Raw genomic sequence first — 24,267 nt, 5'->3', positions numbered from 1 at the left:
CGCATGACCCTTCCGGCCGTGCCCGCCGAAGCCGCCGCCCACGCCCAGCCTGGCTGGGCCCTGCTCGCCTACCTCGTCGCGGGCGTCTGCTTCATTCTCGCGCTAAGGGGCCTGTCGAGCCCCGTCAGCAGCCAGCGCGGCAACCGCCTCGGCATGATCGGCATGGCGATCGCGGTAGTGACTACGTTGGCGACTCACGTTCCGGCTTACCGCGTTGCGCAACGGTGTTTGGACATCGCGAGCGGACCAATTTGCCACGACATGGTTGGTCCTCAAGGACGGTTCATCACCGATTGGGGAGCGGTCCTCTCAATCCTGGCCGCCATCACTATCGGCGCCATCATCGGCATTGTCACCGCCCGCCGCATCCAGATGACGGCGATGCCGCAGCTGGTCGCGGCCTTTCACAGCCTCGTCGGCCTTGCCGCGGTGCTGGTCGGCGCCGCCGCCTACCTCAACCCCGAGGCGTTCGGCATCGCCGTCCGCATCACTCCGATCGCGACCCCGTCCTTCCTCGCCATCCTGCCCGTCAGCCGGATCGAGCTCGGGCTCGGCGTCGCCATCGGTGCGATCACCTTTTCGGGCTCGGTCATCGCCTTCCTCAAGTTGAACGGCAACATGAGCGGGTCGCCGATCCTCCTGCCGGGCCGGCACGTCATCAATCTCGCGGTGCTGGCCGGCATCCTTGGCCTGATCGCCTACTTCACCCAAGATCAGGCGCCGTGGGTGTTCTTCACCGTCATGGCGCTCTCCTTTGCCATCGGCTTCCTGCTGATCGTGCCCATCGGCGGCGCCGACATGCCGGTCGTGGTGTCGATGCTGAACAGCTATTCGGGCTGGGCCGCGGCGGCGATGGGCTTCACACTCCACAACAGCGCGATGATCATCACGGGCGCACTGGTCGGCAGCTCGGGCGCGATCCTCAGCTACATCATGTGCCGAGCGATGAACCGCAGCTTCATCTCGGTCATCGCCGGCGGCTTCGGCGCAACGGCGAGCAGCGGGGGCGGGGAGGTCATCGATCGGCCCTACAAGCGCGGTTCGGCCGAGGACGCGGCCTTCCTGATGAAGCAGGCCGACCAGGTGATCATCGTCCCCGGCTACGGCATGGCGGTGGCGCAGGCGCAGCACGTGCTGCGCGAGATGGCCGACCAGCTCAAGAAGGAGGGGGTTCGGGTCAAGTACGCCATCCACCCCGTGGCGGGACGCATGCCCGGCCACATGAACGTGCTGCTGGCCGAAGCGAACGTGCCCTATGACGAGGTCTTCGAGCTCGAGGACATCAACTCCGAGTTCGCGCAGACCGATGTCGCTTTCGTGATCGGCGCCAATGACGTCACCAACCCCGCCGCGAAGACGGACAAGAGCTCACCCATCTACGGGATGCCGGTGCTGGACGTCGAAAAAGCGCGCACCGTGCTCTTCATCAAGCGCTCGATGGGTGGCGCCGGTTATGCCGGCGTCGATAACGAGCTGTTCTATCGCGACAACACCATGATGCTGCTGTCCGACGCCAAGAAGATGGTCGAGGAAATCGTCAAGGCACTGGCTTGATGTCCGTCCTCCGAAGTTAACCGGCGAACGCAGCCGTAACGGTCTGTCGCTCCCCCGCAACAGCTGACAGTTGTCTCGTTAACTATTGTCGATCGCAGCTTGCCGGACCCCGCCGACTAAGGGACAAGAGTGGCATCGAGGCTCCGCTCAGGAGCCTGAATCGACTGACATTTGGGTGGCCAGGCGGGGAGCGTGGCCAGGGGAGTTGGGACAGTGCGCAAGCTCGGAATCATCGGCGGGGCGAGCTGGAACTCGACCGCACTCTATTACGACCACATCAACCGGCAGGTCGCGCAGCGGCTCGGTGGGCTGCACAGCGCTCGGCTGGTGCTCGAAAGCCTCGACTTCGAGGATGATTACGCCCGTTATCACCGCACCGGCGATTGGGCCGGCGCGGAGAAGGTCGTCGTCGACGCCTCCCAGCGTCTGAAGGCGGCGGGGGCCGAAGGCCTGCTGTTCGCCTCCAACACCATGCACAAGTCGGCCGAGGCGGCGAGCAAGGCCACTGGGCTTGAGGTCGTCGACATCCGTGAGGCGACCGCCGCGCGGATCGTGGCCGACGGCCGTAGCCGGGTCGCCCTTCTGGGCACCCGCTTCACCATGACGGAGGAATGGGCCCGCGCACCCTATATGGAGCGTGGCATCGTGATCCAGGAGCTCACGCCCGAGTGGCGGACCGAGGTAGACCGGATCATCTATGAGGAGCTGGCGGGTGGCCGCGTGGTCCGCGACAGCCAGCGCAAGCTGAAGACGCTGATCACCGAACTCGGCAAGCTCAAGGTTCAGGCGATCGTGCTCGGCTGCACTGAACTGGTGCTGGCGGTCGACACCCGCGCCAACGTTCTGCCGGTCTACGACACGACGGCGATCCACGCCGGCGCTGCTGTCCAGTGGATGCTGGCCGACGTTCAGGAAGAACAGGCCCGCGTCGCCGCTTAAGGACCAGGCGCAATGCTAAGCACGTTGAGCGTCCCGCCCGCATAGTCCACCTCGTCGCCCTCCTCGGCGCCAAGCATGGCGCGCACCAGGGGAGCGAGGAAGGAGACGCGATCGGTGGCGGGGTCGCTTTCGTCATGTCCGACGACCAGGATGGTGCGTTCCTGGCCGTCGCGCTCGAAAGTCACCCGCGTGCCGACTGCGACGGTGTCTCCGGTGGGCGTGGGCACAAGCTGGGCGCTGGCCAGGCGCTGCCGCCAGTAGCGGGCGTCGCGGAGCACTTTCTTCCGCTGCTCTTCCGGCAGATCACCGGCAAGCTGCTCCTCCAGCGCGGCTGCACGTTCCTCGATCTGCTGGAGCCCGCGCGCGGTGACGAGGTTGGGGCCGGGCGGGATCGGCAGCTCGAAACTGGGCTCGAGATGCTCGTCATCGCTCTCCCGGCGGAAAGCGACGCTCATCGCCGCGCTACCCTAGTCGTAATGCTCCGTGCCCTCACTGACGATCGCCACCCATGCGTGCTTGCGTTCTTCATACACGGAGTAAACGGGCGGCGGAAACGTCGGGTCCGCGAAGGCTCCGACCGCGATAGCGGTCAGCCCGGGAAGTCCTTCGGCCTGATAGCCGACGGTCGAACCGCATTCCGGGCAGAAGCGGAAGTCGGCACGCTGGCCGGAATCGCCGGTCGTCGACCAGGTCTTCGCCTCACCCGACCAGCAAACCTGATCGTCCGGCCAGCGCGCCTGAGCGGCGAAACTGCTGCCCGACCGTTTCTGGCAATTGAAACAGTGGCAAATGGACACGCGCACCGGCTCGCCCGTGCAGCGAGCTTGAAGCTGGCCGCAGCGGCAGGTGGCGGTGCGCTCGTTCATCCTTTGCGCATCAGCGAATAGTCGATCCGGATGCGCACCCATTCGCCCACCATCAGCTGATTATCGCGCTGGGGAGGGCGCACCCGGAACTGCCAGGCAGCGGCAAGCACCGCGCGCATCAAACCGGAATTGGAAGGATATTCGTCGAGGCCGACGCAGTTATCGACCCGGAAGTCAGGAACGGTCTTGCAGGCAATGAGTGCGAAGCTGTCGGGCTGCGCGGTCGACAGATAGCCACGAAGCTCGCTGTCATAGGGCTCGCGATACCAGGCGGCGGCGTAAAGCTTCTCACCATTGGGTCCGTGACCCTCGGCCAACGGAGTGTCGCCCTTGGACGAGCCCGGCGAAGGAGGACCAGCGGCCCGGCGCGGCGCGGCGGACGCGCTCGGCACGGAGCGGATGTCGAGGTTGGCCATTGAGCCCCTCGGCAACTCGATGATGGGTGTCGGGGCAGGCGCAGGGAGCGGCGCGGCGGAACTGGGCGCCGGCTGAGAGCTGGTCTGCTGCGGCGTGGGCGCGGGAGGCAATGTAACGGGCACCGCTGTGGCAGCGGCCTTGCTGGTCTGTTCGGCCGCGGGCGGCGCGGGCTGGTTGTCGGTTTTCTCGTTGCTGAGCTCGATACTGACAAGGTGCGGCTGTTCGGGCGCCTTGGACTGACCACGGCCGAGCGTCAGCAGGGCAAGCACCAGCAGCACTTCGATCAGCAGCGCCACGGCCCAGCCGACCGCACGCCGGCTTGCCGGAATGCGGAGAGCCTCGCGGATACTCGTGGGGCGGCTATCGACCGTGGAAACGCGCGACATGAACATGGAGGGCGCCTTGTAGAGCAGCGGCGGGCGGATGCCACTGCCGAACCAAAAGTTCACCCTCTCGCAAGGTTGGCGGCGATCACCTAAGTCAGCCAGTGTGAGCAAGGCCGACCGTCCCCATCATCCCCGCGCCGCCGAGCGCTTCAACGAGGAGCAGGCGACCTCCACTGTTCAGGGTGGGGGCGAAGCGCCCGACCTGGAGGCCGGCGTGGCGGCGATCCGTAATGTGCTGAAGACATTGCCAGCACGGCCCGGTGTCTACCGAATGCAGGATGCCAAGGGCGACGTTCTCTATGTCGGCAAGGCGCGAGCGTTGAAGCAGCGGGTGACTAACTACACCCAGGTCACAAGGCTTTCGAAGCGGCTGCAGCGGATGGTGGCCCAGACCCGTTCCATGACCATCGTCACTACGCGCACGGAGGCTGAGGCGCTGTTGCTCGAAGCGCAGCTGATCAAGCGCTTTCGGCCACCCTACAACGTCCTGCTGCGGGACGACAAAAGCTTTCCTTTCATCCTCTTGCGCGAGGATCATGCATTTCCGCGCGTGCAGAAGCACCGCGGGGCTCGGCGGGCGAAAGGCCAATATTTCGGACCGTTCGCCAGCGCGGGGTCAGTCACGAGAACACTTAATGCGCTGCAGAAGCTGTTCCTGCTAAGAAGTTGTTCCGACAGCTTTTTCCAGAACCGGTCGCGGCCTTGCCTGCTGTATCAAATCCGGCGTTGCTCAGCTCCGTGCGTGGGCCGCATCGAGCAGTCATCCTATGACGAGCTGGTCGAGGACGCGAAGAATTTCCTGGGAGGTAAGTCCACCGGGGTTCAGGCTCGACTGAGCAAGTCGATGGCCGAAGCCGCCGAGAAACAGGATTATGAGCTGGCGGCGATCTTCCGTGATCGGCTGCGTGCGCTGACCTACATTCAGGGCAGCCAGACGGTTCACGCCGAGGGTCTGGGCGATGCCGATATCTTCGGCCTCGCTTGCGCCTCGGGACAGATGTGCATCCAGGCGTTCTTCATCCGTGGTGGGCAGAATTGGGGCCACCGCGCCTTCTTCCCCAGCCATACCGCCGACGTGCCGGAGGCGGAGGTGCTGGCGAGCTTCCTGGTACAATTCTACGAAGATATGCCGCCGCCCAAGCGCGTGCTGGTCGACCGTGAGTTGCCCGAGCCCGAACTGATCGCCGAAGCCTTGTCCGAGCGGGCCGAGCGCAAGGTCCTGATCGAACGGCCCCAGCGGGGGGACCGGCGCAAGCTGATCGAGCAGGCGAGCCGCAACGCGCAGGAGGCGCTGGAGCGGCGGATGGCCGAGGGGACGACGCAGTCAAAACTGCTGCGCGAGCTGGCGGACACGTTCGAGCTGACCGACATTCCAAAGCGGATCGAGGTCTATGACAACAGCCACATCATGGGGACCAATGCGACTGGAGCGATGATCGTTGCCGGCCCCGAAGGCTTCCGCAAGAACAGCTATCGCAAGTTCAACATCAAGTCGGCCCAGACGGACGACGACTTCGGCATGATGAAGGAAGTGCTGGAGCGGCGCTTCGCCAGGCTGGAGAAGGATGATCCCGACCGGGCCAGTGGCGAGTGGCCGGATCTGCTGCTGATCGACGGCGGGCGCGGTCAGTTAAATGCGGTGCTGGAGATCATGGAGAATGCGGGCGTCCACGACATTCCGGTCGTCGGGGTTGCCAAAGGACCTCATCATGGCCGCGAGGGGCGTGAGGTCTTCCACTTGCCGAACGGGCGGGAGCTGACGCTTCCCGTCAATGCGCCCTTGCTATTCTATCTGCAGCGATTGCGGGATGAGGCGCATCGGTTTGCGATCGGAACGCACCGGGCCAAGCGGGCCAAGAGCCTGACCACCTCCACGCTGGACGAGGTGCCGGGAATTGGGCCTAACCGGAAGCGAGCACTGTTGATGCATTTCGGCACCGCACGCGCGGTGAAGGGTGCGGCGCTGGAGGACCTTGAGCGGGCACCCGGCATCAGCAAGGGTACCGCGCGTCAGCTGTACGATTACTTCCACCCGAACGGATGAGGCTGACCACAGCCGCCATCGTCCTTGGATTGCGCAGCCATGGTGAGCATGGCGCGGTGGTGCGGCTGCTGACCCCCGACGAGGGCCTGGTCACCGGCTATGTTCGGGGCGCGCGGGGCCGCCGGTTAAGTCCGGTGCTGATGGCGGGCAATCTCGTCGAGGCAGAGCTCACGGCGCGTACGGACGTGCAGTTGCCGCAAGTGACCGTGGAACTGACCAGCAGCCGCGGCCCCATGCTGAGCGAACCACTGGCCGCGGCGGCAATCGAGTGGGCAGCGGCGCTGACTGCGACGGCCTTGCCTGAACGTCAGCCATATCCACGCCTGTTTGAGGCCCTCGCGGGGCTGCTTGACGCAATCGAGGCCGCACCCTCTGCCCGGGGTTGGGCAGCGGCGCTGGTGCGCTTTGAGCTGCTGCTTCTCGCAGAGCTTGGCTTCGGCCTCGACCTTGCGGCCTGCGCCGTCAGCGGCCGAAGCGAAGAGCTGGTGGCCGTGTCGCCGCGGTCGGGCAGGGCGATCAGCGCTGCGGAAGCGGAGCCTTATGCGAACAGGCTTCTGCGCCTACCGCCATTTCTGCTCGAGGGCGGCGCGGCCGACTGGCCCGACATCATCGACGGACTGGCGCTTACCGGCCACTTCCTGTCGCGCGACCTACTCACCGAGCGGTCAGCCGGTCTCGATGATACGCGTGCGCGACTGGTCGAGCGGTTGCGGCGGGCGGCGGGCCTGCCATAAGGGCACCATGTCCTTTAGCGCCCTTGCCGTCCTGTTTCCCTACGAGGCGACGACCCGCGACATCACGGTAAGGGTGGCGGTCTCCTATCTCGCCGAACAGTCGGCGCCAGAGAATGGCCGGTGGTTCTGGTCCTACCACATTCGGCTGGAGAATGGCGGCGGCAAGAGCGTGCAGTTGCTCTCCCGGCATTGGCGGATCCTCGATGGCAGGGCGGCACTGCACGAGGTCCGGGGCGAAGGGGTAGTAGGGGAGATGCCCCTGATCGCACCGGGTGCGAGCTTCGACTATGTATCGGGCTGCCCGCTGAGCACGCCGACGGGATCGATGGAGGGTAGCTTCCGATTGGTCGACGAGGATGGCGAAGCCTTCGATGTGGCTATTCCGCGCTTCCCGCTCACCGCTCCGGCCTGACGACTCCCGCCCTTGCGGCGCGGACCGGGCAAGCACATCTGGTCCGGATGCACATCTTCACCATTGGCTATGAAGCAACCACTGTGGCCGACTTCCTTGCGGCGCTGAAAGGCGCTGGTGTCAAGCGGCTGGTCGACATTCGTGCGCTACCGCTGTCCCGCCGGCCGGGCTTTTCCAAGACCCCGCTAAAGGTTGCCCTCGCCGAGGAGCAGATCGAATATCTGCATCTAAGGGCGCTCGGAACCCCGGCAGCGGGACGTGAGGCAGCGCGCAAGGGCAGGCAAGCGGATCTGGAGCGGATCTATCGCGAACAGCTCCAATTGCCCGAAGCGATGGCAGCTACTGCGCAGCTTCGTGAGCTCGTCGCCGAGGTACCGACCGGCTTGCTCTGCTTCGAGCGGGACCCGGCTGGCTGCCACCGCTCCCTGTGGCTTCGTTGGGAAGCACCGGAAGCCGAGGTCACGCATCTGCATCCGTAACGCGAAATCCAAATCAGCCGTTTCGGACACAATAACTGCAGCGCTACAGTGTGCTCGACACGGGGCGCGAGAAGAATTTCGACCTGATCACGGGGCTGGTGCAGAACCTTCTACAGGTGCCCATCTGCGCGGTTCCGCTTACCGATGAAGACCGGCAGTGGTTCAAGTCCCAGCAGGGCCTCGAACTGCGGCCCAATGATCGCTTTGGCCGTCTGGGCGGCGAGGAGTTCGGGGTCCTGCTGACTGGAAGCAATCTGCGCCAGGCGAAGGCCTGTGCGGAGCGGCTCCGTCGTGCCTTCGAGAAGATCGCTCACCCGCTGTACGGGCCGATCACCGCCAGTTTCGAGATTGCGATGCTGGAGCGTGGCATCAGTCGTCGACGACTGGCAATTACAGGTCGATCGCGCCCTTTATTCCGCGAAGAAATCTGGGCGGAACCGCACGGTCCTGTTCGATCCCGTCCGCCACGGACCCTCGCCCGACCGGCGCCGCGATCAACGCGACCTGGTTGAGGCGTGCGCCCGGTGGCGGACGGAGGGAAGCCTTAGATGTCAGCCGGTTCGCTGGCCTTTGTCTCGCTGACGATCAACGCCTCGATATCCGGTATGGGACGGCCACTCATTTCCTTGTTGATGGTGCAGACCACGCGCTTCTCCACCTCCTTGTGCAGAGCCTTGCGAAGTACGCCGAGCGCCTTGGGTGGGGCAACGATGCACAGGTGATCGAAGTCATTCTGCAGCGCGCGCTTTTTCAGATTTTCGGCCGCTTCCTTTACCCAATTATCTTCGTCCTGCTGCTTGAAGTTCGTTTCTTCCATAGAGGATCGGCCAGAGCCGACGCTGCTGTGCGAGGTTCCGGGCGCATCGGTCTTGAGATCGCCATCGTGATTGGCGTCATCACGCTCATCATGATCCTCTGTCCGCAGGTCGATCTGGTTCTCGTCGCCTTGGTTGCGGAAGAAAAGCATCTTGCGGCCATCGACGACCAGCACGAGCGCATTGTTGGGAATTGGCATTCGGGTCTCCTCGCTACTGGCTGATCAACGCCTGCGAGAAGACCCGGTTGCGGTTCGCTCAGTCTTCGACGGGTGGATCGACCGGCTTGTCGAGTTCCTGCTCGCCAGTGGTCGCGCCATCGTCCGGCGCGGTTTCACCATCGATCGGCTCGACTTCCACCGCGTCGCTCTCGTCGATGCGGGCGACAGAGACGACATGCTCACCTTCACCGACACGGAAGATCATGACGCCCATGGTGTTGCGGCCCGCGATACGGATGGAGCCCACGGTGGTGCGGATCATCTTGCCCTGATCGGTGGCGAGCATGATCTGCTCACCTGGCTTGGCTGCGAAGCTCGCCACGACCCCGCCGTTGCGTTCGGCCGTGTCGATGTTGGTGATGCCCTGACCGCCGCGATTGGTGCGTCGGTATTCGAAGCTGGAGGTCCGCTTGCCGAAGCCATTCTCCGTGACGGTAAGGATGAACTGCTCCCGCTCCGCCATTTCCGCGACCCGGTCCGGAGACAACGTGCACTCCTGGCCCTCACGCTCGCGCCAAGGGGGGCAGCGCAGATAAGCTTCGCGTTCTTCCTGCGTGGTGCCGGCGCGCCGCAGGATGGACATGGAGATGACCTCGTCGGAGCCAAGCAGGCGCACGCCGCGCACTCCGGTCGAGGTGCGGCTCTGGAATTCGCGCACGTCTGTCGCCATGAACCGGATGGCCTTGCCATTGCGGGTGGCGAGCAGGACGTCGTCCTCTTCTGAAAGCAAGGCAACGCCGATCAGCCGGTCGGTCGTATCCTCCGCTTCGTCATCGCCGCTCTCTGCCACGGCAAAGCGCATGGCGATCTTGCCGGCGGTCGGGATGTTGCGGAAAGAGTCCATGCTGTTGCGCCGCACGGTGCCGTGCGCGGTCGCGAACATGATGTGGAGGTCACTCCAGCTCTCCTCATCCTCCGGCAGCGGGAGCACGGTGGTAATGACCTCGCCCGCTTGTAGCGGCAGCAGGTTGACCATCGGCCGGCCTCGTGCGGTCGGTCCCCCTTCGGGCAGGCGCCACACCTTCATCCGATAGACCCGGCCGAGGTTGGAGAAGAACAGCACCGGATTGTGGGTGGACGTCACGAACAGGTTAGTGACGACGTCCTCGTCCTTGGTGCTCATGCCCGAACGGCCCTTGCCGCCGCGCTTCTGCTCGCGGAAGGTCGAGAGGGCCGTGCGCTTGATGTAGCCGGTCATGGTGACCGTCACGACCATCTCTTCGCGCTCGATCAGGTCTTCGTCGTCGATCCCATCGGCGGCTGCGGCGAGCTCGGTCCGGCGCGGCGTCGCGAACTCGCGTTCGACCTCGTCGAACTCCTCGCGCATCACTTCGTAAAGGCGAGCGCGGTTGCCCAGGATTTCGAGCAGTTCGCCGATGCTCTTGGCAAGTCCCTCAAGCTCATTGCCAATCTCGTCCCGGCCCAGCGCCGTCAGCCGATGCAGGCGCAGGTCCAGGATGGCCTTCACCTGCGCTTCGCTGAGTCGATAGGTATCACCGGCGGCCTGCGGTTCCACCGCCTCGACCAGCTGGATATATGGCCGAATCTGATCGCCAGCCCACTCGCGCGACAGGAGGGCTTCCCGGGCTTCGGCCGGCGAGGCGGATCCGCGGATGATGCGTACGACCTCGTCCAGGTTGGTGACCGCGACCACCAGGCCAAGCAAGATGTGGGCGCGCTCACGGGCCTTCAGCAGCTCATACTTCGAGCGCCGAGTGATGACCTCTTCGCGAAACTTGACGAAGCTCTCGATGATGTCGCGAAGCGTCAGCGTTTCGGGCCGGCCACCGCGAATGGCCAGCATGTTGCAGGGGAAAGAGCCTTGCGCTGGCGTGTGCCGCCACAGCTGGTTGAGGACCACGTCGGGCGTCGCATCGCGCTTCAGGTCGATGACGATCCGGACGCCCTCGCGGTTGGACTCGTCGCGGATGTCGGAGACACCTTCGATGCGCTTGTCCTTGGCGGCCTCGGCGATCTTCTCGACCAGCGCGTTCTTGCCTTGCTGGAAGGGGATTTCGGTGAGGACAATCGAGCGGCGGTCGCCGCGACTATCCTCGACCTTGTAGCGGCTGCGGACGATCACTGAGCCGCGCCCGGTGGTGTAGGCACTGCGGATACCGGCCGTGCCGAGGATGATCGCGCCGTTAGGGAAGTCGGGTCCCTTGACGTGCTCCATCAGTCCTTCGGTGCTGACGGTCGGGTCATCGAGATAGGCGCGGCATGCGGCGAGCACTTCGCCAAGGTTGTGCGGCGGGATGTTGGTCGCCATGCCGACCGCGATGCCACCAGCGCCGTTGACCAGCAGGTTCGGAAAGCGCGCCGGCAGCACCTGCGGCTCACGTTCGCTGGCATCATAGTTCGGCTGGAAGTTGACCGTATCCTTGTCGAGGTCGCCCAGCAGGAAGGACGCCGCCTTCGCCAGCCGCGCCTCGGTGTAGCGCATGGCCGCGGGCGGATCGGGGTCCATCGAGCCGAAGTTACCCTGGCCGTCGATCAGCGGCAGGCGCATCGACCAGTCCTGGGTCATGCGCGCCAAGGCGTCGTAGATCGCCGTGTCGCCGTGCGGGTGGTACTTACCGATCACGTCACCGACGATGCGGGCGGACTTGCGATACGGCCGGTTGTAGACAAACCCGTTCTCGCTGGCCGAATAGAGAATGCGCCGATGAACCGGCTTCAGCCCGTCGCGGACGTCCGGCAGCGCACGGCTGACGATCACCGACATGGCGTAGTCGAGGTAGCTGGTCTTCATCTCCTCGACGATGGAGATGGGAGCAATCGCGTCGGGCGCTTCCGCCGGCGGTTGGGTGGCCAAGTTCAATCCTGCTGTTTGCTGTGCGTTTACGCGCGGGAACCCGCGGGAACCCGACTAGCAGTGCGCGCGTACGCGCGCGAGGGTTTTCATCAATCGCGGATGAAGAGCGGGCGTCCGGGAGCGCCGCCGTCCGAATCGAAGGTCCACCCGTCGCGGTCGAAGTGGGGAAGGGCGGCCGCATCGGCAATCCGCTCCTCACACACCCAGCGGGCCATGGTGCCGCGGGCGACCTTGGCCGTGAAGCTCTGGAACTGCAAACCTTTAGCAGTGCGGACGCGGAAGTCGGGCGCAATCACCTGCACGCCTTTCTTCGGAAGGTGCGGGCCGACGGCTGCATAATATTCGTTGCTGGCGAGACTGAGGAGCACGCCTGAATCGCCCGTTTTGAGGTCAGCCAGCACGGCACAGGCGACCTTCTTCCCCCAATAGTCGGTCAGCTTGCCCCCCTTGGGCGCCCAGCTGGTGCCCATCTCCAGACGGTAGGGGCGGATGGCGTCGAGGGGCCGCAGGACGCCGTAGAGGCCAGACAGAATACGCAGATGGTCCTGCGCGAAGGTGATCGTGTCCTCATCGGCGCTGGCGGCGTCGAAGCCACGATAAACGTCGCCCGCGAACGTGCGGATCGCCGGTCGCTCCGGAGCCTTTCGGAAGCCCTTGAAACGCTTGGCGTTAAGCTCGGCCAGACCCGCACTGATGTGCATCAGGGCTGAGAGGTCGGTCGGCGCCAGTTTCGCGGCCGCCCGTGCAATGCGCGCCGCGTCCGCTCCGAAGCGCGGTTCGGTCATTGCATCGGTGACGGGAGTGTCGAGATCGAGAGTCTTGGCGGGCGAGATGAGGATAATCACGCCGCTGCGCCTAGCAAGCGCTCGGCACGCTCGTCAAAGTGGTACAGAAAACCGTTTCATAACAGGCGGTTCAACGCGCGTTCACGGCGTTCATAGCAGGGCGCTGGAATGGGCGGCGGAACGGGCTTAAGGGGCCGCTTGCTCATATGGCGAATTCACGGGTCCGCGGCCGCGAGGCGGTCCGGCCACACAGGAGAGTGGGATGACGTTCTACGGCAAGATGCTGGCCGGCGTGCTGGCGCTGGGCACCATGACGGCGGCCGCGCCGCTGATCGCGCAGCAGCCCCCGGCGCAGATCAAGGTCTCAAGCAAGGCGCAGCCGGCGCTGCTCGCCTTGCAAAATGCGGTGAATGCCAACGACACCGCGAAGATCCCTGGTGCGATTGCAGCGGCCCAAGCCGCGGTGCAGACCAAGGAAGACCGCTACATGCTTGGCCAATTGCAGCTCAAGGCGGCACTTGCCGCGAAGGACGACGCGCAGATCATCGCGGCGAGCGACGTCATCCTCAACAGCGGCATGGCCACGCCGGAGCAGGTCCGGGTGTTCCGGATCAACAAGGCGAAGACCCGCTATCAGGCGAAGGATTACGCCGGTGCGCAGACTGAGCTTCAGTCGCTCTTGGCGGCCGATCCCAACAACACCGACGCCATGCTGCTTTCGGCCGAGTCCTACGAGTCGGCAGGCAACAGCCAGCAGGCGATCGCCACGTTCGAAAAGGCGATTGCGACCAAGCAGGCCGCCGGCCAGCCCGTACCCCCGGAATGGCGTAAGCGCGCGGTGTCGATTGCCTACACCCATAAGCTTCCGAACCTCAGCGCCGTGACCCTCGACTGGATCAAGGCCAGCCCGACACCTGAGAACATCCGTGATGCCTCCCGCATCATCGGCGACAGCACCGGTCTGTCCGATGCCGACCAGATCGACCTCTTCCGGCTCCAGCACCGGGCCGGTGCGCTGAAGGGTGAGAGCGACTATTACCGTTATGCCAACACGGCGCTGACCAAGGGTTTCCCGGGCGAAGCGAAGACCGTGCTTGATCAGGGCTTCGCGTCCAACGCCATCAACAAGAGCCGCCCGGTGTTCACCAGCGTCTATACCTCGGCAAGCAGCAAGGTCGCGGCCGACAAGGCCACTCTCGGCACCACCGAGAAGAATGGTCTGGCGGCAGCCACGGCCCGCCAGGCACTTGTCGCTGGCGACGTGTTCCTGGGCTATGGCGATTATGCCAAGGCCGCGGGGTTGTATCGGGCGGCTCTCACCAAGTCTGGCGCTGACGCCAATATCATCAACCTGCGCCTCGGTGAGGCGCTCGCGGGCTCTGGCGACAAGGCGGGCGCGATCGCTGCATTTGCGAAGGTCACAGGCCCGCAGCAGGCAACTGCTCAACTGTGGTCGGCCTGGGTAGCGAGCCGCTAAGCCGGGCCAAACCCGAAAACGAACAGAGGGGTGGTCCGAAAGGACCGCCCCTTTTTCTTGCCTGTCCCACAACAGGAAAGTTAACGGCTGGGTGGTATACGTTTATTAAACGAGCGCGTTAGGAGGCGTCATCTGACGATCACGCTTGCGGGGCCGGGAATTTGCGATTTGACGACCGCCTGATGACGGTACTGGCCCTGAGCGCCGAGGCTCCGCGCGATCGCGTGGTCCAGTGGCGACAGCTGGTCGAACTTGTCGCTCGCGGTGCCGGTGAGAATGACGCCTCCTTGCTGAAGAGGGCGCTTGCCCGTCTGGCCGAGATCGGCCTTGAAGTGCCCGAAGCGGTGCGGGCGGCAGCCGCACGCGCGATTGCAGCGCCGCGGTTGCCACTCCCATTACTGAGCCTCTTCGCGGCCGACCATGCCGATATCGCGGCACCCTTGCTCGAAGTGATCGAGCTTGCCGACGCTGACTGGGACACTCTTCGGGCGGCGGCGGCGAGCGACACGCGCAAGCTCATCGACACGCTGCATCCGCCTTCACCGGCTCCAGCGAGCGTCGTTCAACAAACAGAGACGCCGTTCGCGCCCGTCGCTAGCCGCTCGGCGCCCGATCTGCCCCGGTTGTTTCATTGGGAGTGCGGGCCCGAGGGTGAAATCGACTGGGTCGAAGGCGCCGCACGCGCCGCAGTGATTGGACGATCGGTTCGCGCCGACCTGCGCCAGCGCTTCGATTCAATGCAGCCGTTCCTTGACGAGCAGCTGCCGCTTGCCAGCGAAGGCAATTACGCTGGTGAGTGGCGCTGGTCCGGACAGCCCCAGTTCACTCCAGGAACGGGGCGCTTCGCGGGTTATGCCGGCGTTGCCCGCCGGGTGGCGCCGCAGGTGAGGCCGCGGCACGATCCAGTGCCGTCGCTCGCGGCCAACCTGCCGGTGGATCACGACAATCTTCGCGAGCTTATCCATGAGTTGCGTACCCCCCTGACGGCCATCATCGGCTTTGGGGAAGTTATCGAAGGTCAGTATCTGGGGCCCGCCCATCGCGCCTACCGCGACCGTGCTGGCGAGATCGTCCGTCAGGCCCGGTTGCTGCTGGCCGCGGTCGAGGATCTCGACCTGGCCGCCAAGCTGCGGTCCGGAAGCGCTACGCAGGGCGAGGGAGCATCGCTTGCGGCCCTTGCCCTGACGCTTGCCAATCGCGTCCGTGTGAAGCTTCGCGACGAAGATGTGCGGTGCGCGCTCGAGTCCGGACTGGCGGAGCGACTGCTGCGGCGCTTCGTCGGAGCGATGGCGGACGCAGCGGCGGAAGGCGAGCGCCTGCAATTGGTGATCGATCGGGTGAACGACACGGCCCTGCTGGCGATTGAGCGGCCCGAAGCAACCTTTGGGCTCAGCGAAGAGCAATTGCTCAGCGACGGGGCGGTCGGCAATCTCGGTTTCGGGCTGAGGCTCGTGCGTGGCCTCGCGCAGATTGTCGGCGGATCGCTGGATGTCGAGCCGGAGTTTGTCGTTCTCCTGCTTCCCGCTGTTTGACCTCACGCCTTCGCTGGTGAAAAGCGCTGGCCGATGAGCCAGGACAGCAACAGCATGTGGGGTGGCCGGTTCGGCGGCGGCCCAAGCGTGATCATGCAGCAGATCAACGCATCGATTCCGGTCGACAAGCGCCTTTGGCGAGAGGACATCGCGGGTTCGAAGGCGCATGCATGCATGCTCGCGGCCCAAGGCATCCTTTCCGCCGAGGACGCCGCGGCGATCATCGACGGACTCGACCGGATCTCTGAGGAGTTTGACACCCAAGGCGTGCCCGAGCGCATGGACCTCGAAGACATCCACATGACGGTCGAGCATCGGTTGAGCGAGCTGATCGGTCCAGCCGCAGGCCGGCTTCACACCGCACGGTCACGCAATGATCAGGTGGCCACCGACTTCAAGTTGTGGACCAAGCGCATGGCCGCCCGAATGGCGGATGCGATCGCCGAGCTGCAGACGGTTCTGGTGGCGCGTGCCGAGGAACATGCCGGGACGATCATGCCGGGTTTCACTCATCTGCAGGTCGCCCAGCCGGTGACGCTCGGCCATCATCTGCTGGCTTATGTCGAAATGCTGGCGCGCGATCATGCGCGCTTCCGTCAAGTCACGACGCTTGCCGGCGAGTGTCCACTTGGCGCTGCGGCGCTGGCGGGCACTGGCTTTGCGATTGATCGTGAGAGCACGGCGAGAACGCTCGGCTTCGACAAGCCTACGGCGAATAGTCTGGACAGTGTGTCCGACCGAGATTTCGCGCTCGATTTCCTGTCCGCGGCGTCGCTGTGCAGCCTGCACCTGTCGCGCCTGGCCGAAGAGCTCATCCTGTGGGCGAGCCCTCCGTTCGGCTTTGCCCGCCTGTCCGACGATTGGTCCACCGGCTCGTCCATCATGCCGCAAAAGCGCAACCCCGATGCGGCCGAACTGGTGCGCGGGCACTCGGGCCGCATCGTTGGTTTGTTCACCGGTCTGATGATCACGATGAAGGGTCTTCCGCTGGCCTATTCGAAGGACATGCAAGACGACAAGGCACCGACCTTTGAAGCGGCAGACTTGCTTGAACTCAGCCTTGCCGCGCTGGCGGGGACGGTCGAGAGCGTCACCTTCAATCCCGAGCGGATGCGAGCGCTGGCGGAAAGCGGATACGCGACGGCCACCGATCTTGCCGACTGGCTGGTCCGTGAAGCCGGCATACCCTTCCGCGAAGCCCACCACATCACGGGGCGGGCGGTGAAGGCGGCGGAGGAGCATGAATGCGACCTCGCCGGACTATCACTGGAACAGCTGCAAGCGATCGACGAGCGCATCGACGCTCGTGTCTACGACGTGCTCAGCGTGGAAGCCTCGGTCGCCAGCCGCACGAGCTACGGTGGCACCGCGCCCGTCCGGGTGCGCGAACAGGTCGCGCGCTGGAAAGAGCGCCTAGGCTAGCTTCTTCGCGCGCTGCGCGGCGATCCTCAGCCGAAGCGCGTTCAGGCGGATGAAGCCAGCGGCATCGCGCTGGTCGTAGCTGCCGCTGCCTTCCTCGAAGGTGACGAGGTCCTCGTCGTAGAGCGAAGCGGGGCTCTCGCGGCCAATCACGGTCGCGTTGCCCTTGTAGAGCTTCATCCGAACGGAGCCGGTGACATGCTCCTGGCTCTTGTCGATCAACGCCTGGAGCATCTCGCGTTCCGGCGCGAACCAGAAACCGTTGTAGATGAGGCTCGCGTAACGCGGCATCATCGCATCCTTGAGGTGCATCGCACCGCCGTCGAGCGTGATGCTCTCGATCCCGCGGTGGGCTGCCAGCAGGATCGTGCCGCCGGGGGTCTCATAGACACCGCGCGACTTCATTCCGACGAAGCGATTCTCGACCAGATCGAGCCGGCCGATGCCATTGTCATGGCCGAGCTGGTTCAGGCGGGTGAGCAGGATCGCGGGGCTGAGCCGCTCGCCATCAATGCCGACTGCATCGCCACGCTCGAACTCGATGGTGATTTCGGTGGGCTTGTCCGGTGCGTCCTCGGGCGAAATGGTGCGCTGGTGGACGTATTCCGGTGCCTCGACGCTCGGATCCTCAAGCACCTTACCCTCGCTCGAGGAGTGAAGGAGGTTGGCGTCGATTGAAAAGGGTGCGTCGCCGCGCTTGTCCTTGGCGATCGGGATCTGATTCTTCTCAGCGAAGTCGAGCAGCTGCTCCCGACTGGCGAACTGCCACTCGCGCCAAGGAGCGATGACGCGAATGTCCGGTTCGAGCGCATAATAGCCAAGTTCGAACCGAACCTGGTCGTTGCCCTTGCCGGTAGCGCCATGACAAACGGCGTCTGCGCCCACCTGGCGGGCGATCTCGATCTGCCGCTTGGCGATCAGCGGCCGCGCGATCGAGGTGCCGAGCAGATACTGTCCCTCATAAACCGTGTTCGCGCGGAACATGGGGAAAACGAAGTCGCGGACGAACTCTTCGCGCAGATCCTCGATGAAGATGTTCTCGGGACAGACTCCCAGCAGCTCCGCCTTGCGTCGCGCTGGCTCGACCTCCTCGCCTTGTCCGAGGTCGGCGGTGAAGGTCACCACTTCCGCGTCATATTCAGTCTGCAACCACTTGAGGATGATCGAAGTGTCCAGTCCACCAGAATAGGCGAGGACGACCTTGAGCTTCTTGGCCATTGTTCAGAACTCTTGTGAAGAAGGAGCGTCGAGCAGCCAGAGCATTGCGCCCCGGGCCGTGTGCATGCGGTTGATGGCCTGTTGCCAAACCGCCGATTGAGGACCGTCGATGATCTCGGCCGCGACTTCCTCACCCCGGTGCGCCGGAAGGCAATGAAGAAAGTGGGCAGCCGGTGCGCGGGCCATCAGTGCCGCATCGACCTGATAGGGCGCAAGCTCCGCCAGGCGGCGCTCACGCTGATCATCCTGCCCCATGGAAACGAACACATCGCTGTAGACGATGTCGGCTCCGCTGACGGCCTCGATTGGATCCTCGGTCTGGCGGGTGCCGGATGGTGCGTCCTTCAGCTGGTATTCGGCGGGCGCCGCGATGGTCAGCTCCGCGCCGAGCAGCGCGCAGCCTTCGGCGAGCGACCGAGCGACATTGTTGTCCCCGTCGCCGACGAAGGCGATTTTCACGCCTTCGACCCGGCCGCAGAGCTCGTCGATGGTCTTGAGGTCGGCGAGCGCCTGCAGCGGGTGATCGGTGCCTGACAGCATGTTGAGCACGGGCGCGGCGTTGATGGCCGCCATCTGCTTGAGGAGCTCATGGTCGAACACGCGCGCGGCAATCACCCGATGATAGCAGGCGAGGGTGCGCGTGACGTCAGCTACGCTCTCGCGGCTGCCCAGCCCGAGCTCCTGCGGCTGCAAATAGACCGGGTGCAGCCCTAGCTGCGCGGCCGCCAATTCCATCGAATTGCGGGTACGGGCGCTTGGCTTCTCGAAATAGAGTGCGACACCCTGGCCAGGATCAAGCTGCCGGGCTCGTCCGCTCGACAGGCCAAGAATGGTGCGGAGTTCGTCCGCCGATAAATCCGCGATGCGGAGCAGGTGCCTCACCAGTCTGCCTCCTGCTTGATCATGGTACCGATGCCGTGGGCCGTCAGCAGCTCGATCAGCAAGGCGTGTGGCACCCGCCCGTCGATGATGTGGGCGAAGCGGACGCCCTGGTCGACAGCGTCCGCACAGGCCGTGAGCTTGGGGATCATGCCGCCACCGACGCTGGAGTCGCTGATCCGATCGCGAAGTTCGGCGGCGGTGAGGCGAGGGACCAGCGTGCTCTCGTCGTTGGGATCTTCTAGCAGCCCGGGGGCAGCGGTCAGGTAGACGATCTTCTCGGCGTCCATGGCGACAGCGATGGCGCGCGCGGCCTCATCGGCGTTGACGTTGTAGGGCTGGCCCGATGGGTCGGCGCCCACAGTCGACACGACCGGCAGCAGCCCGTCGTCAAGCAGGCGATGGAGCAGTTCGGCGCGCACGTGCGTGACGTCGCCCACGAAGCCTAGCGAAGGGTCGCGCGGGGTGACGGTCAGCAAGCCGGCGTCCTCGCCTGACACGCCAACGGCCGCCGGCTCGGCACCGGCTTGGCTGTTAATGGTCGCGACCAGGTCGCGGTTGATCTTGCCGACCAGCACCATGCGAACGATCTCGAGGGTCTCGGCGTCAGTCACGCGAAGCCCGTCGCGGAACTCAGGCTCCTTGCCGACCCGGCGGAGCATCGCGTCGACCTGCGGACCGCCGCCGTGGACCAGGACGCAGCGCACCCCGACCGAACGCAGCAGCAGCACGTCCTGGGCGAGGGCAAGGTCGCTGGCCTCGTCGATGGCCGCGCCGCCGAGCTTCACGACAATCGATTTGCCGGCAAACTGCCGAATGTAGGGAAGGGCCTCGACCAAAACCTGGGCGGTGCCGCCGGGAGACAAAGCGGGCGTCATGACGTCTTCGAATTTTCCTTGATGTAACCGGGACCTAGATCGATCCCGATCATCCGGGCCGAGCCCTTGCCGGCGCCCAGGTGGACCTCGATGCTGACCTCGTCACCCATCATGTGCTCGGTGAGCGATTGCGCGTCATGTGCGATGTTGACGCCCGCTTCGGCGACGCGGATGCCGCCATAGGACACAAAGGTGCGCTCGACGTCCATGTCGGCACCGCAGGAGCCCGCGGCGGCAAGCAGGCGGCCCCAATAGGGATCGCTGCCATACCAGCTGCACTTCACCAGATTGTTTTCGGCGATCGACTTGGCCGCGATCCGCGCCTCGGCATCGCTGGCGGCGCCGGTCACGTGAAGATGCGCAATGCGAGTCATCCCTTCGGCGTCCCTGGCCATCTTCATGGTCAACTCTCGACAGGCTTGCTCCACCGCGCGGCCAAACCCGTCGAGGTCGGATGGCGCTCCCTTGCGACCGCTTGCGAACAGCATGGCGGTGTCATTGGTGCTGGTCGCTCCGTCGACGTTGAGCGTGTTGAAGGTGTTGGCCGAGGCTCCAGCCAACATGGCCTGCAACGTCTCGCGCGGCACGTCGGCGTCAGTGGTGAGAAACGCCAGCATGGTCGCCATGTTGGGCGCGATCATTCCGCAGCCCTTGGCCATTCCGCCTAGCGTCCATCCTTCACCCCGGATGAGAACTTCCTTGGCCACATGATCGGTGGTGAGGATACCACGCGCCGCGTCCTCGCCACCCTCGCGGCTGAGCTTCTTTACCAGCTTCGGGGTGGCCGCGAGGATTGGCTCCATCGGCAATGGCGTGCCGATGATTCCGGTGGAGCAAACCAGCACGTTCGTGGACTCGACCCCGAGAGCCTCGGCTGCTGCACTGCCCATCGCCTCCGCATCGGCCAAGCCCTGCGCACCGGTGCCGGCATTGGCGTTACCGCTGTTGACGATGACCGCCGCTGCCTTGCCGCCATTCCTGTCGAGCAGGCGACGATCCAGCGTGACGGGCGGAGCGGCGAACTTGTTCTGAGTGAAGACAGCGGCGCAGGTGACCGGACGCCGGTCTTCTGTCGCAAGCAGCGCCATGTCGTAACGGCGGCGCTTGATTCCTGCGTGGAGGCCAGACGCCACAAAGCCGTCGGGGGCGGTAACGCTCATGGGTAAACTCCGCACACGCTCAGACCGGTGGTCTCGGCCAGCCCGAACATCAGATTGGCACATTGGATCATCTGGCCGGCGGCTCCCTTGCCGAGGTTGTCGATCGCCGCAATGGCCAGCACGCGACCGGTGCGCTCATCGTAGCGAGCGGTCAGCTGAACGGCGTTCGATCCCGCCACCCATTTGGTCGATGGGGCGTCAGCGGTCACATGCACGAACGGTTCCGATCCGTACTGATTGCGCAATACCTGCATCGGTTCGTCGGCGTTCATCCGCCGCGCGGCCGTGCCGTAGCAGGTGGCAAGGATACCCCGCGTCATCGGTGCCAGATGCGGGGTGAACAGGACCTCGCTGCCAAGCGCCTGCTCCATTTCCGCCGTGTGCCGATGGTTGAGCAGTCCGTATGCGCTGAAGCTGCCCTCGACCGTATTGAAGCTGGTGCCCTCCTTGAGGGCGCGACCGGCTCCGCTGACGCCTGACGCGGCATCGACGATCAGCGAGCCTGGCGAGATCAGCCCGGCGTCCAGCAGCGGCTTGTTCGCGAGGATGGTTGCGGTTGGGTAGCAGCCCGCTGCAGAAACCGCGCTAGCTGAGGCGATGGCCTCGCGGTTGAGCTCCGGAATGCCGTAGACGAAACGATCGAGCAGTTCGGGCGCGGCATGCTCAAGACCGTACCAGCGCGCATAAACCGCAGGGTCGGCCAACCGGAAGTCGGCTCCAAGATCAACAAGCTTCAGGCCGCGGTCGAGGATCGGGCCAGCAATCTTCTGGCTTTCGCCATGGGGGAGAGCCGCGAAGACTAGGTCAACCCCGTCGAGCGCGTCGAGATCGAAGCGTTCAACAGAGGCGTCCGGGTAAGCCGGTCCGACATGCGGATGGACCTGGCCCAGCGCCTGCCCCGCCTTGCTGTCGCCGAACAGGCGCGTGGCGGCGATCGCCGGGTGCATGGCGAGGCAACGGAGGAGTTCGCCCCCGACATAGCCGGAAGCCCCAAGAAGTGCGGCTCGAATCATCAGGCGGTGCCCTATCGCGGCAATTGCATCTTTATGCAAGACTATGCATAATTATGTCATGAACGATGTTCGGACCCGTCGCCAGCGGCTCATCGCCGACCTGTTGCGAAGCCGCGCTGTGGCGAGCCAGGAGGCGCTGCTGGCTGCCCTTCGCGAGGAGGGCTTCTCCACCACTCAAGCGACCATCTCCCGCGACCTCGACCAGCTCGGCGCCGTGAAATTGCGGCGGGACGGGGTGACCAGTTATGCCCTTCCCGATGAAGTCAGCGTCGCCAACGCGCCCGAGCGCCGCTTGCGTTCGATACTGGCCGAGTGGGTGCGGTCGGTCGAGCCGGTTGGTCAGTTGGTAGTCATCCGAACGCCCCCCGGATCGGCTCACCTCGTGGGGGTTGCGCTCGATCAGTCACGCCTGCCGGAAGTCGCGGGGACTATCTGCGGCGACGACACGATATTTATTGCCGCTCGCAGCCCCGAGGAAGCGCAATCGCTGGCCAAGCGGCTGCAAGGCTGACGGAAGTGGTGGGCCCGGAGGGATTCGAACCCCCAACCTGGCCGTTATGAGCGGCTGGCTCTACCATTGAGCTACAGGCCCCGGCGGGTGCGATAGCGAGGAGCTTGGCAGCGGGCAATCGGCGGCGCTACCGATCATCCGTGCCACGCGCCTCGCCCTCGGAATATGCTCGCTTTCTTGAAGCGGTGCTGATGCTTGCTGGTGCAAGCATTGCGATCCGGGTCCTGCCGTTCCGCAGATTGATCCCGTTGATGGGGCGGGGAGTGCCGCCGCCGAAGCCTGTTCCTGCCGATCCGGGGCTCGTTCGCGTCGCGGTGAAGCGCGCCTCCGCGCGACTGCCGTGGAAAACGGTATGCTTCCAGGAAGGGCTGGCCGCACATTGGATGATGCGCCGGCGCGGCCTCGACAGTCGCCTTCACTACGGCATTCGGCCGGGAGCAGCGCGCCTCAGCGCACACGTCTGGATCGAGGTGGCGAATGTGATCGTGCTGGGGGAAGAGGAACAAGGGCTCTCGCACCAACGGGTTGCCGTTTTTCCGGGCGGTCAGGCGGCAGTTCCGCACGAGCGTTAGGCAATTTGTAGCCGCATGGACGGGGGTGGCAGCGCTTCCTATACCTCGCCCGTGCTTCCCTATCTTTTCCTGTTCGCGTTCTTTGCTGTCGGCGCGCTGTTCAGCCGACCTCAGGATCAAGCCGCGCCGCAGGGGCACGGTGAGATAGAAGCGCCCAACATAGCGGCGCGGCCTTCGCAAATTCCGATCATGCTGATCCTTGGCGGAATCCTGATGGCGTTGATGATTGGAACCCGCTTCCGCGTTGGCGGCGACTGGGAAACCTACACCTTCTACTGGGATTATGCCGGCGGCTCGACACTCGGCGAGATGCTCGACTTCGGCGATCCTGCCTATCAATTCTTGAACTGGCTCGGCCAGCAACTCGGGCTGGATATCTGGTCGGTAAACCTGGTCTGCGGATCCCTGTTCACCTGGGGGCTGATTCGCTTCGCTCGGACCCAGCCAATGCCGTGGCTGGTCGTCGTGGTCGCCATACCCTACCTCGTGATGGTGGTCGCCATGGGCTATACGCGCCAGGCGGTCGCGATTGGCCTCTTGCTTGGTGGGTTGGGATCGCTGTTCCGAGGCGGAAGCCTGGTTCGGTTCGCGATGTACGTGATCCTGGCTGCGCTGTTTCACAAGACAGCCGTGCTGGCGCTTCCGCTGATCATTTTCTCGCGGGAGCGCAATCGCTTGCTGACGGTCGTGGGTGGGCTGTTGCTCTTCTACGCGCTCTACGTTTCGCTGCTGGCGGACAATGTCGATCAGCTCGTCACCAACTACATCGAAGCGCAGTATCAGAGTTCGGGTGCTGCGATCCGTGTGGGATTGAGCCTGATACCCGCACTCTTGTTCCTTAGTTCTCCGGCTCGCTTCGCTTTCGACGACCTCCAACGCGGCTTCTTTCGACTGAGCAGCTGGGTGACGATCGGCTTGCTGGTGGCGCTGCTGACCACGCCTTCAAGCACCGCTGTGGACAGAATGGCGCTCTACATGTTCCCGTTGCAGTTAGCCGTGATGAGCCGCCTACCGATCGCTTACCCACGATTGGGGAGTCGCTTTGCCATTATCTGTTACGCGCTGGCCGTGCAGCTGGTCTGGCTGAACTTCGCCGACTTTGCGTACAAGTGGCTACCCTATCGGACTTATCTCCTTTAGG

24 protein-coding genes and 1 tRNA gene are annotated in these 24,267 nt (G+C 64.5%); 13 read left to right on the top strand and 12 right to left on the bottom strand.

The features are described from left to right. The first annotated feature begins 3 nt into the window (after positions 1 to 3). Together M8312_RS03615 and M8312_RS03610 are read left to right on the top strand one after the other, a co-directional pair. On the top strand, positions 4 to 1,554 hold the full coding sequence (locus M8312_RS03615) for an NAD(P)(+) transhydrogenase (Re/Si-specific) subunit beta (protein ID WP_250119019.1): 1,551 nt from the start codon (positions 4 to 6) through the stop codon (positions 1,552 to 1,554). 213 nt (positions 1,555 to 1,767) lie between these two features. Then, positions 1,768 to 2,493, top strand: coding sequence for an aspartate/glutamate racemase family protein (locus M8312_RS03610; RefSeq protein ID WP_250119018.1), 726 nt, complete (start codon positions 1,768 to 1,770; stop codon positions 2,491 to 2,493). On the opposite strand, the gene M8312_RS03605 is transcribed toward M8312_RS03610, so the two are convergent. From M8312_RS03605 to M8312_RS03595, 3 genes are read right to left on the bottom strand one after another with little or no spacing between them, the layout of a single operon-like run. Then, positions 2,490 to 2,948, bottom strand: a complete 459-nt coding sequence (locus M8312_RS03605) for a GreA/GreB family elongation factor (RefSeq protein WP_250119017.1) — start codon at positions 2,946 to 2,948, stop codon at positions 2,490 to 2,492. The two genes, M8312_RS03610 and M8312_RS03605, sit on opposite strands and share 4 nt — an antisense overlap. A 12-nt stretch (positions 2,949 to 2,960) precedes the next feature. Then, a complete protein-coding gene (locus M8312_RS03600) occupies positions 2,961 to 3,359 on the bottom strand; it encodes a GFA family protein (RefSeq protein ID WP_250119016.1) in 399 nt (132 codons plus the stop codon). Further along, entirely contained in the window at positions 3,356 to 4,225 is an 870-nt protein-coding gene (locus M8312_RS03595; protein WP_250119015.1) for a hypothetical protein, read from the bottom strand. The genes M8312_RS03600 and M8312_RS03595 overlap by 4 nt, the downstream gene beginning before the upstream one ends. Between M8312_RS03595 and uvrC the strand changes: the two genes are divergently transcribed. Genes uvrC through M8312_RS03570 form a run of 5 tightly spaced genes read left to right on the top strand, consistent with a single transcriptional unit; the run spans position 4,200 to position 8,343 of the window. After that, positions 4,200 to 6,206 (top strand): excinuclease ABC subunit UvrC, encoded by a 2,007-nt coding sequence (uvrC, locus tag M8312_RS03590; RefSeq protein WP_250119014.1) that lies wholly within the window; start codon positions 4,200 to 4,202, stop codon positions 6,204 to 6,206. The genes M8312_RS03595 and uvrC overlap by 26 nt on opposite strands. Next, complete coding sequence (gene recO, locus M8312_RS03585) at positions 6,203 to 6,940, top strand: DNA repair protein RecO (protein WP_250119013.1); 738 nt, start codon at positions 6,203 to 6,205, stop codon at positions 6,938 to 6,940. The genes uvrC and recO overlap by 4 nt, the downstream gene beginning before the upstream one ends. Positions 6,941 to 6,947: 7 nt before the next feature. Continuing rightward, complete coding sequence (apaG, locus tag M8312_RS03580) at positions 6,948 to 7,352, top strand: Co2+/Mg2+ efflux facilitator ApaG/CorD (protein WP_250119012.1); 405 nt, start codon at positions 6,948 to 6,950, stop codon at positions 7,350 to 7,352. Positions 7,353 to 7,399: 47 nt separating this feature from the next. Continuing rightward, a complete protein-coding gene (locus M8312_RS03575) occupies positions 7,400 to 7,831 on the top strand; it encodes a DUF488 domain-containing protein (RefSeq protein WP_250119011.1) in 432 nt (143 codons plus the stop codon). A gap of 50 nt (positions 7,832 to 7,881) precedes the next feature. Then, a complete protein-coding gene (locus tag M8312_RS03570; protein WP_250119010.1) occupies positions 7,882 to 8,343 on the top strand; it encodes a diguanylate cyclase domain-containing protein in 462 nt (153 codons plus the stop codon). Between the two features lie 32 nt (positions 8,344 to 8,375). Here the strand turns inward: M8312_RS03570 and M8312_RS03565 are convergent, their stop codons facing one another. The 3 genes from M8312_RS03565 to M8312_RS03555 all read right to left on the bottom strand — a co-directional run bounded on the left by M8312_RS03565 (position 8,376) and on the right by M8312_RS03555 (position 12,527). Further along, positions 8,376 to 8,846 carry a host attachment family protein gene (locus M8312_RS03565; RefSeq protein ID WP_250119009.1) on the bottom strand — a complete coding sequence of 157 codons (471 nt, stop codon included), beginning with the start codon at positions 8,844 to 8,846 and terminating at the stop codon, positions 8,376 to 8,378. A 58-nt stretch (positions 8,847 to 8,904) separates the two neighbouring features. Beyond that, on the bottom strand, positions 8,905 to 11,682 hold the full coding sequence (gyrA, locus tag M8312_RS03560; RefSeq protein WP_250119008.1) for a DNA gyrase subunit A: 2,778 nt from the start codon (positions 11,680 to 11,682) through the stop codon (positions 8,905 to 8,907). Between the two features lie 89 nt (positions 11,683 to 11,771). After that, positions 11,772 to 12,527, bottom strand: coding sequence for a YaaA family protein (locus M8312_RS03555; RefSeq protein ID WP_250119007.1), 756 nt, complete (start codon positions 12,525 to 12,527; stop codon positions 11,772 to 11,774). Between the two features lie 202 nt (positions 12,528 to 12,729). Between M8312_RS03555 and M8312_RS03550 the strand changes: the two genes are divergently transcribed. From M8312_RS03550 to argH, 3 genes are all read left to right on the top strand, one after another. Continuing rightward, positions 12,730 to 13,944, top strand: coding sequence for a tetratricopeptide repeat protein (locus M8312_RS03550; protein WP_250119006.1), 1,215 nt, complete (start codon positions 12,730 to 12,732; stop codon positions 13,942 to 13,944). A gap of 182 nt (positions 13,945 to 14,126) precedes the next feature. Continuing rightward, positions 14,127 to 15,476 (top strand): histidine kinase dimerization/phospho-acceptor domain-containing protein, encoded by a 1,350-nt coding sequence (locus M8312_RS03545; RefSeq protein ID WP_250119005.1) that lies wholly within the window; start codon positions 14,127 to 14,129, stop codon positions 15,474 to 15,476. 54 nt (positions 15,477 to 15,530) lie between these two features. Next, positions 15,531 to 16,898: an argininosuccinate lyase gene (gene argH, locus M8312_RS03540; protein ID WP_250119829.1), complete on the top strand. Its 1,368-nt coding sequence runs from the start codon at positions 15,531 to 15,533 to the stop codon at positions 16,896 to 16,898. Here argH and M8312_RS03535 read toward each other — a convergent pair. Genes M8312_RS03535 through argC form a run of 5 tightly spaced genes read right to left on the bottom strand, consistent with a single transcriptional unit; the run spans position 16,890 to position 22,043 of the window. Further along, on the bottom strand, positions 16,890 to 18,113 hold the full coding sequence (locus M8312_RS03535; protein ID WP_250119004.1) for an argininosuccinate synthase: 1,224 nt from the start codon (positions 18,111 to 18,113) through the stop codon (positions 16,890 to 16,892). The two genes, argH and M8312_RS03535, sit on opposite strands and share 9 nt — an antisense overlap. 3 nt (positions 18,114 to 18,116) lie before the next feature. Next, complete coding sequence (gene argF / locus M8312_RS03530; protein WP_250119003.1) at positions 18,117 to 18,995, bottom strand: ornithine carbamoyltransferase; 879 nt, start codon at positions 18,993 to 18,995, stop codon at positions 18,117 to 18,119. Continuing rightward, a complete protein-coding gene (gene argB, locus M8312_RS03525; protein WP_250119002.1) occupies positions 18,992 to 19,870 on the bottom strand; it encodes an acetylglutamate kinase in 879 nt (292 codons plus the stop codon). Before argB ends, argF begins: the two co-directional genes overlap by 4 nt. Continuing rightward, entirely contained in the window at positions 19,867 to 21,030 is a 1,164-nt protein-coding gene (argJ, locus tag M8312_RS03520; RefSeq protein WP_250119001.1) for a bifunctional glutamate N-acetyltransferase/amino-acid acetyltransferase ArgJ, read from the bottom strand. Before argJ ends, argB begins: the two co-directional genes overlap by 4 nt. Then, positions 21,027 to 22,043: an N-acetyl-gamma-glutamyl-phosphate reductase gene (gene argC / locus M8312_RS03515; RefSeq protein WP_250119000.1), complete on the bottom strand. Its 1,017-nt coding sequence runs from the start codon at positions 22,041 to 22,043 to the stop codon at positions 21,027 to 21,029. Before argC ends, argJ begins: the two co-directional genes overlap by 4 nt. Positions 22,044 to 22,101: 58 nt before the next feature. Between argC and argR the strand changes: the two genes are divergently transcribed. Further along, positions 22,102 to 22,554, top strand: a complete 453-nt coding sequence (gene argR, locus M8312_RS03510) for an arginine repressor (protein WP_250118999.1) — start codon at positions 22,102 to 22,104, stop codon at positions 22,552 to 22,554. Positions 22,555 to 22,560: 6 nt separating this feature from the next. On the opposite strand, the gene M8312_RS03505 is transcribed toward argR, so the two are convergent. Then, positions 22,561 to 22,635 (bottom strand) — tRNA-Ile (locus M8312_RS03505). A 59-nt stretch (positions 22,636 to 22,694) separates the two neighbouring features. Here M8312_RS03505 and M8312_RS03500 point away from each other — a divergent pair. After that, positions 22,695 to 23,126, top strand: coding sequence for a lasso peptide biosynthesis B2 protein (locus M8312_RS03500; protein ID WP_250118998.1), 432 nt, complete (start codon positions 22,695 to 22,697; stop codon positions 23,124 to 23,126). 51 nt (positions 23,127 to 23,177) lie between these two features. Beyond that, positions 23,178 to 24,266 carry an EpsG family protein gene (locus tag M8312_RS03495; protein ID WP_250118997.1) on the top strand — a complete coding sequence of 363 codons (1,089 nt, stop codon included), beginning with the start codon at positions 23,178 to 23,180 and terminating at the stop codon, positions 24,264 to 24,266. Position 24,267 lies beyond the last annotated feature (1 nt).

The organism is Sphingomonas sp. KRR8 (assembly GCF_023559245.1).
GTDB lineage: Bacteria > Pseudomonadota > Alphaproteobacteria > Sphingomonadales > Sphingomonadaceae > Sphingomicrobium.
The sequence above is the reverse complement of the archived record's forward strand: the minus strand, read 5'-3'. Positions and strand labels throughout refer to the sequence as shown.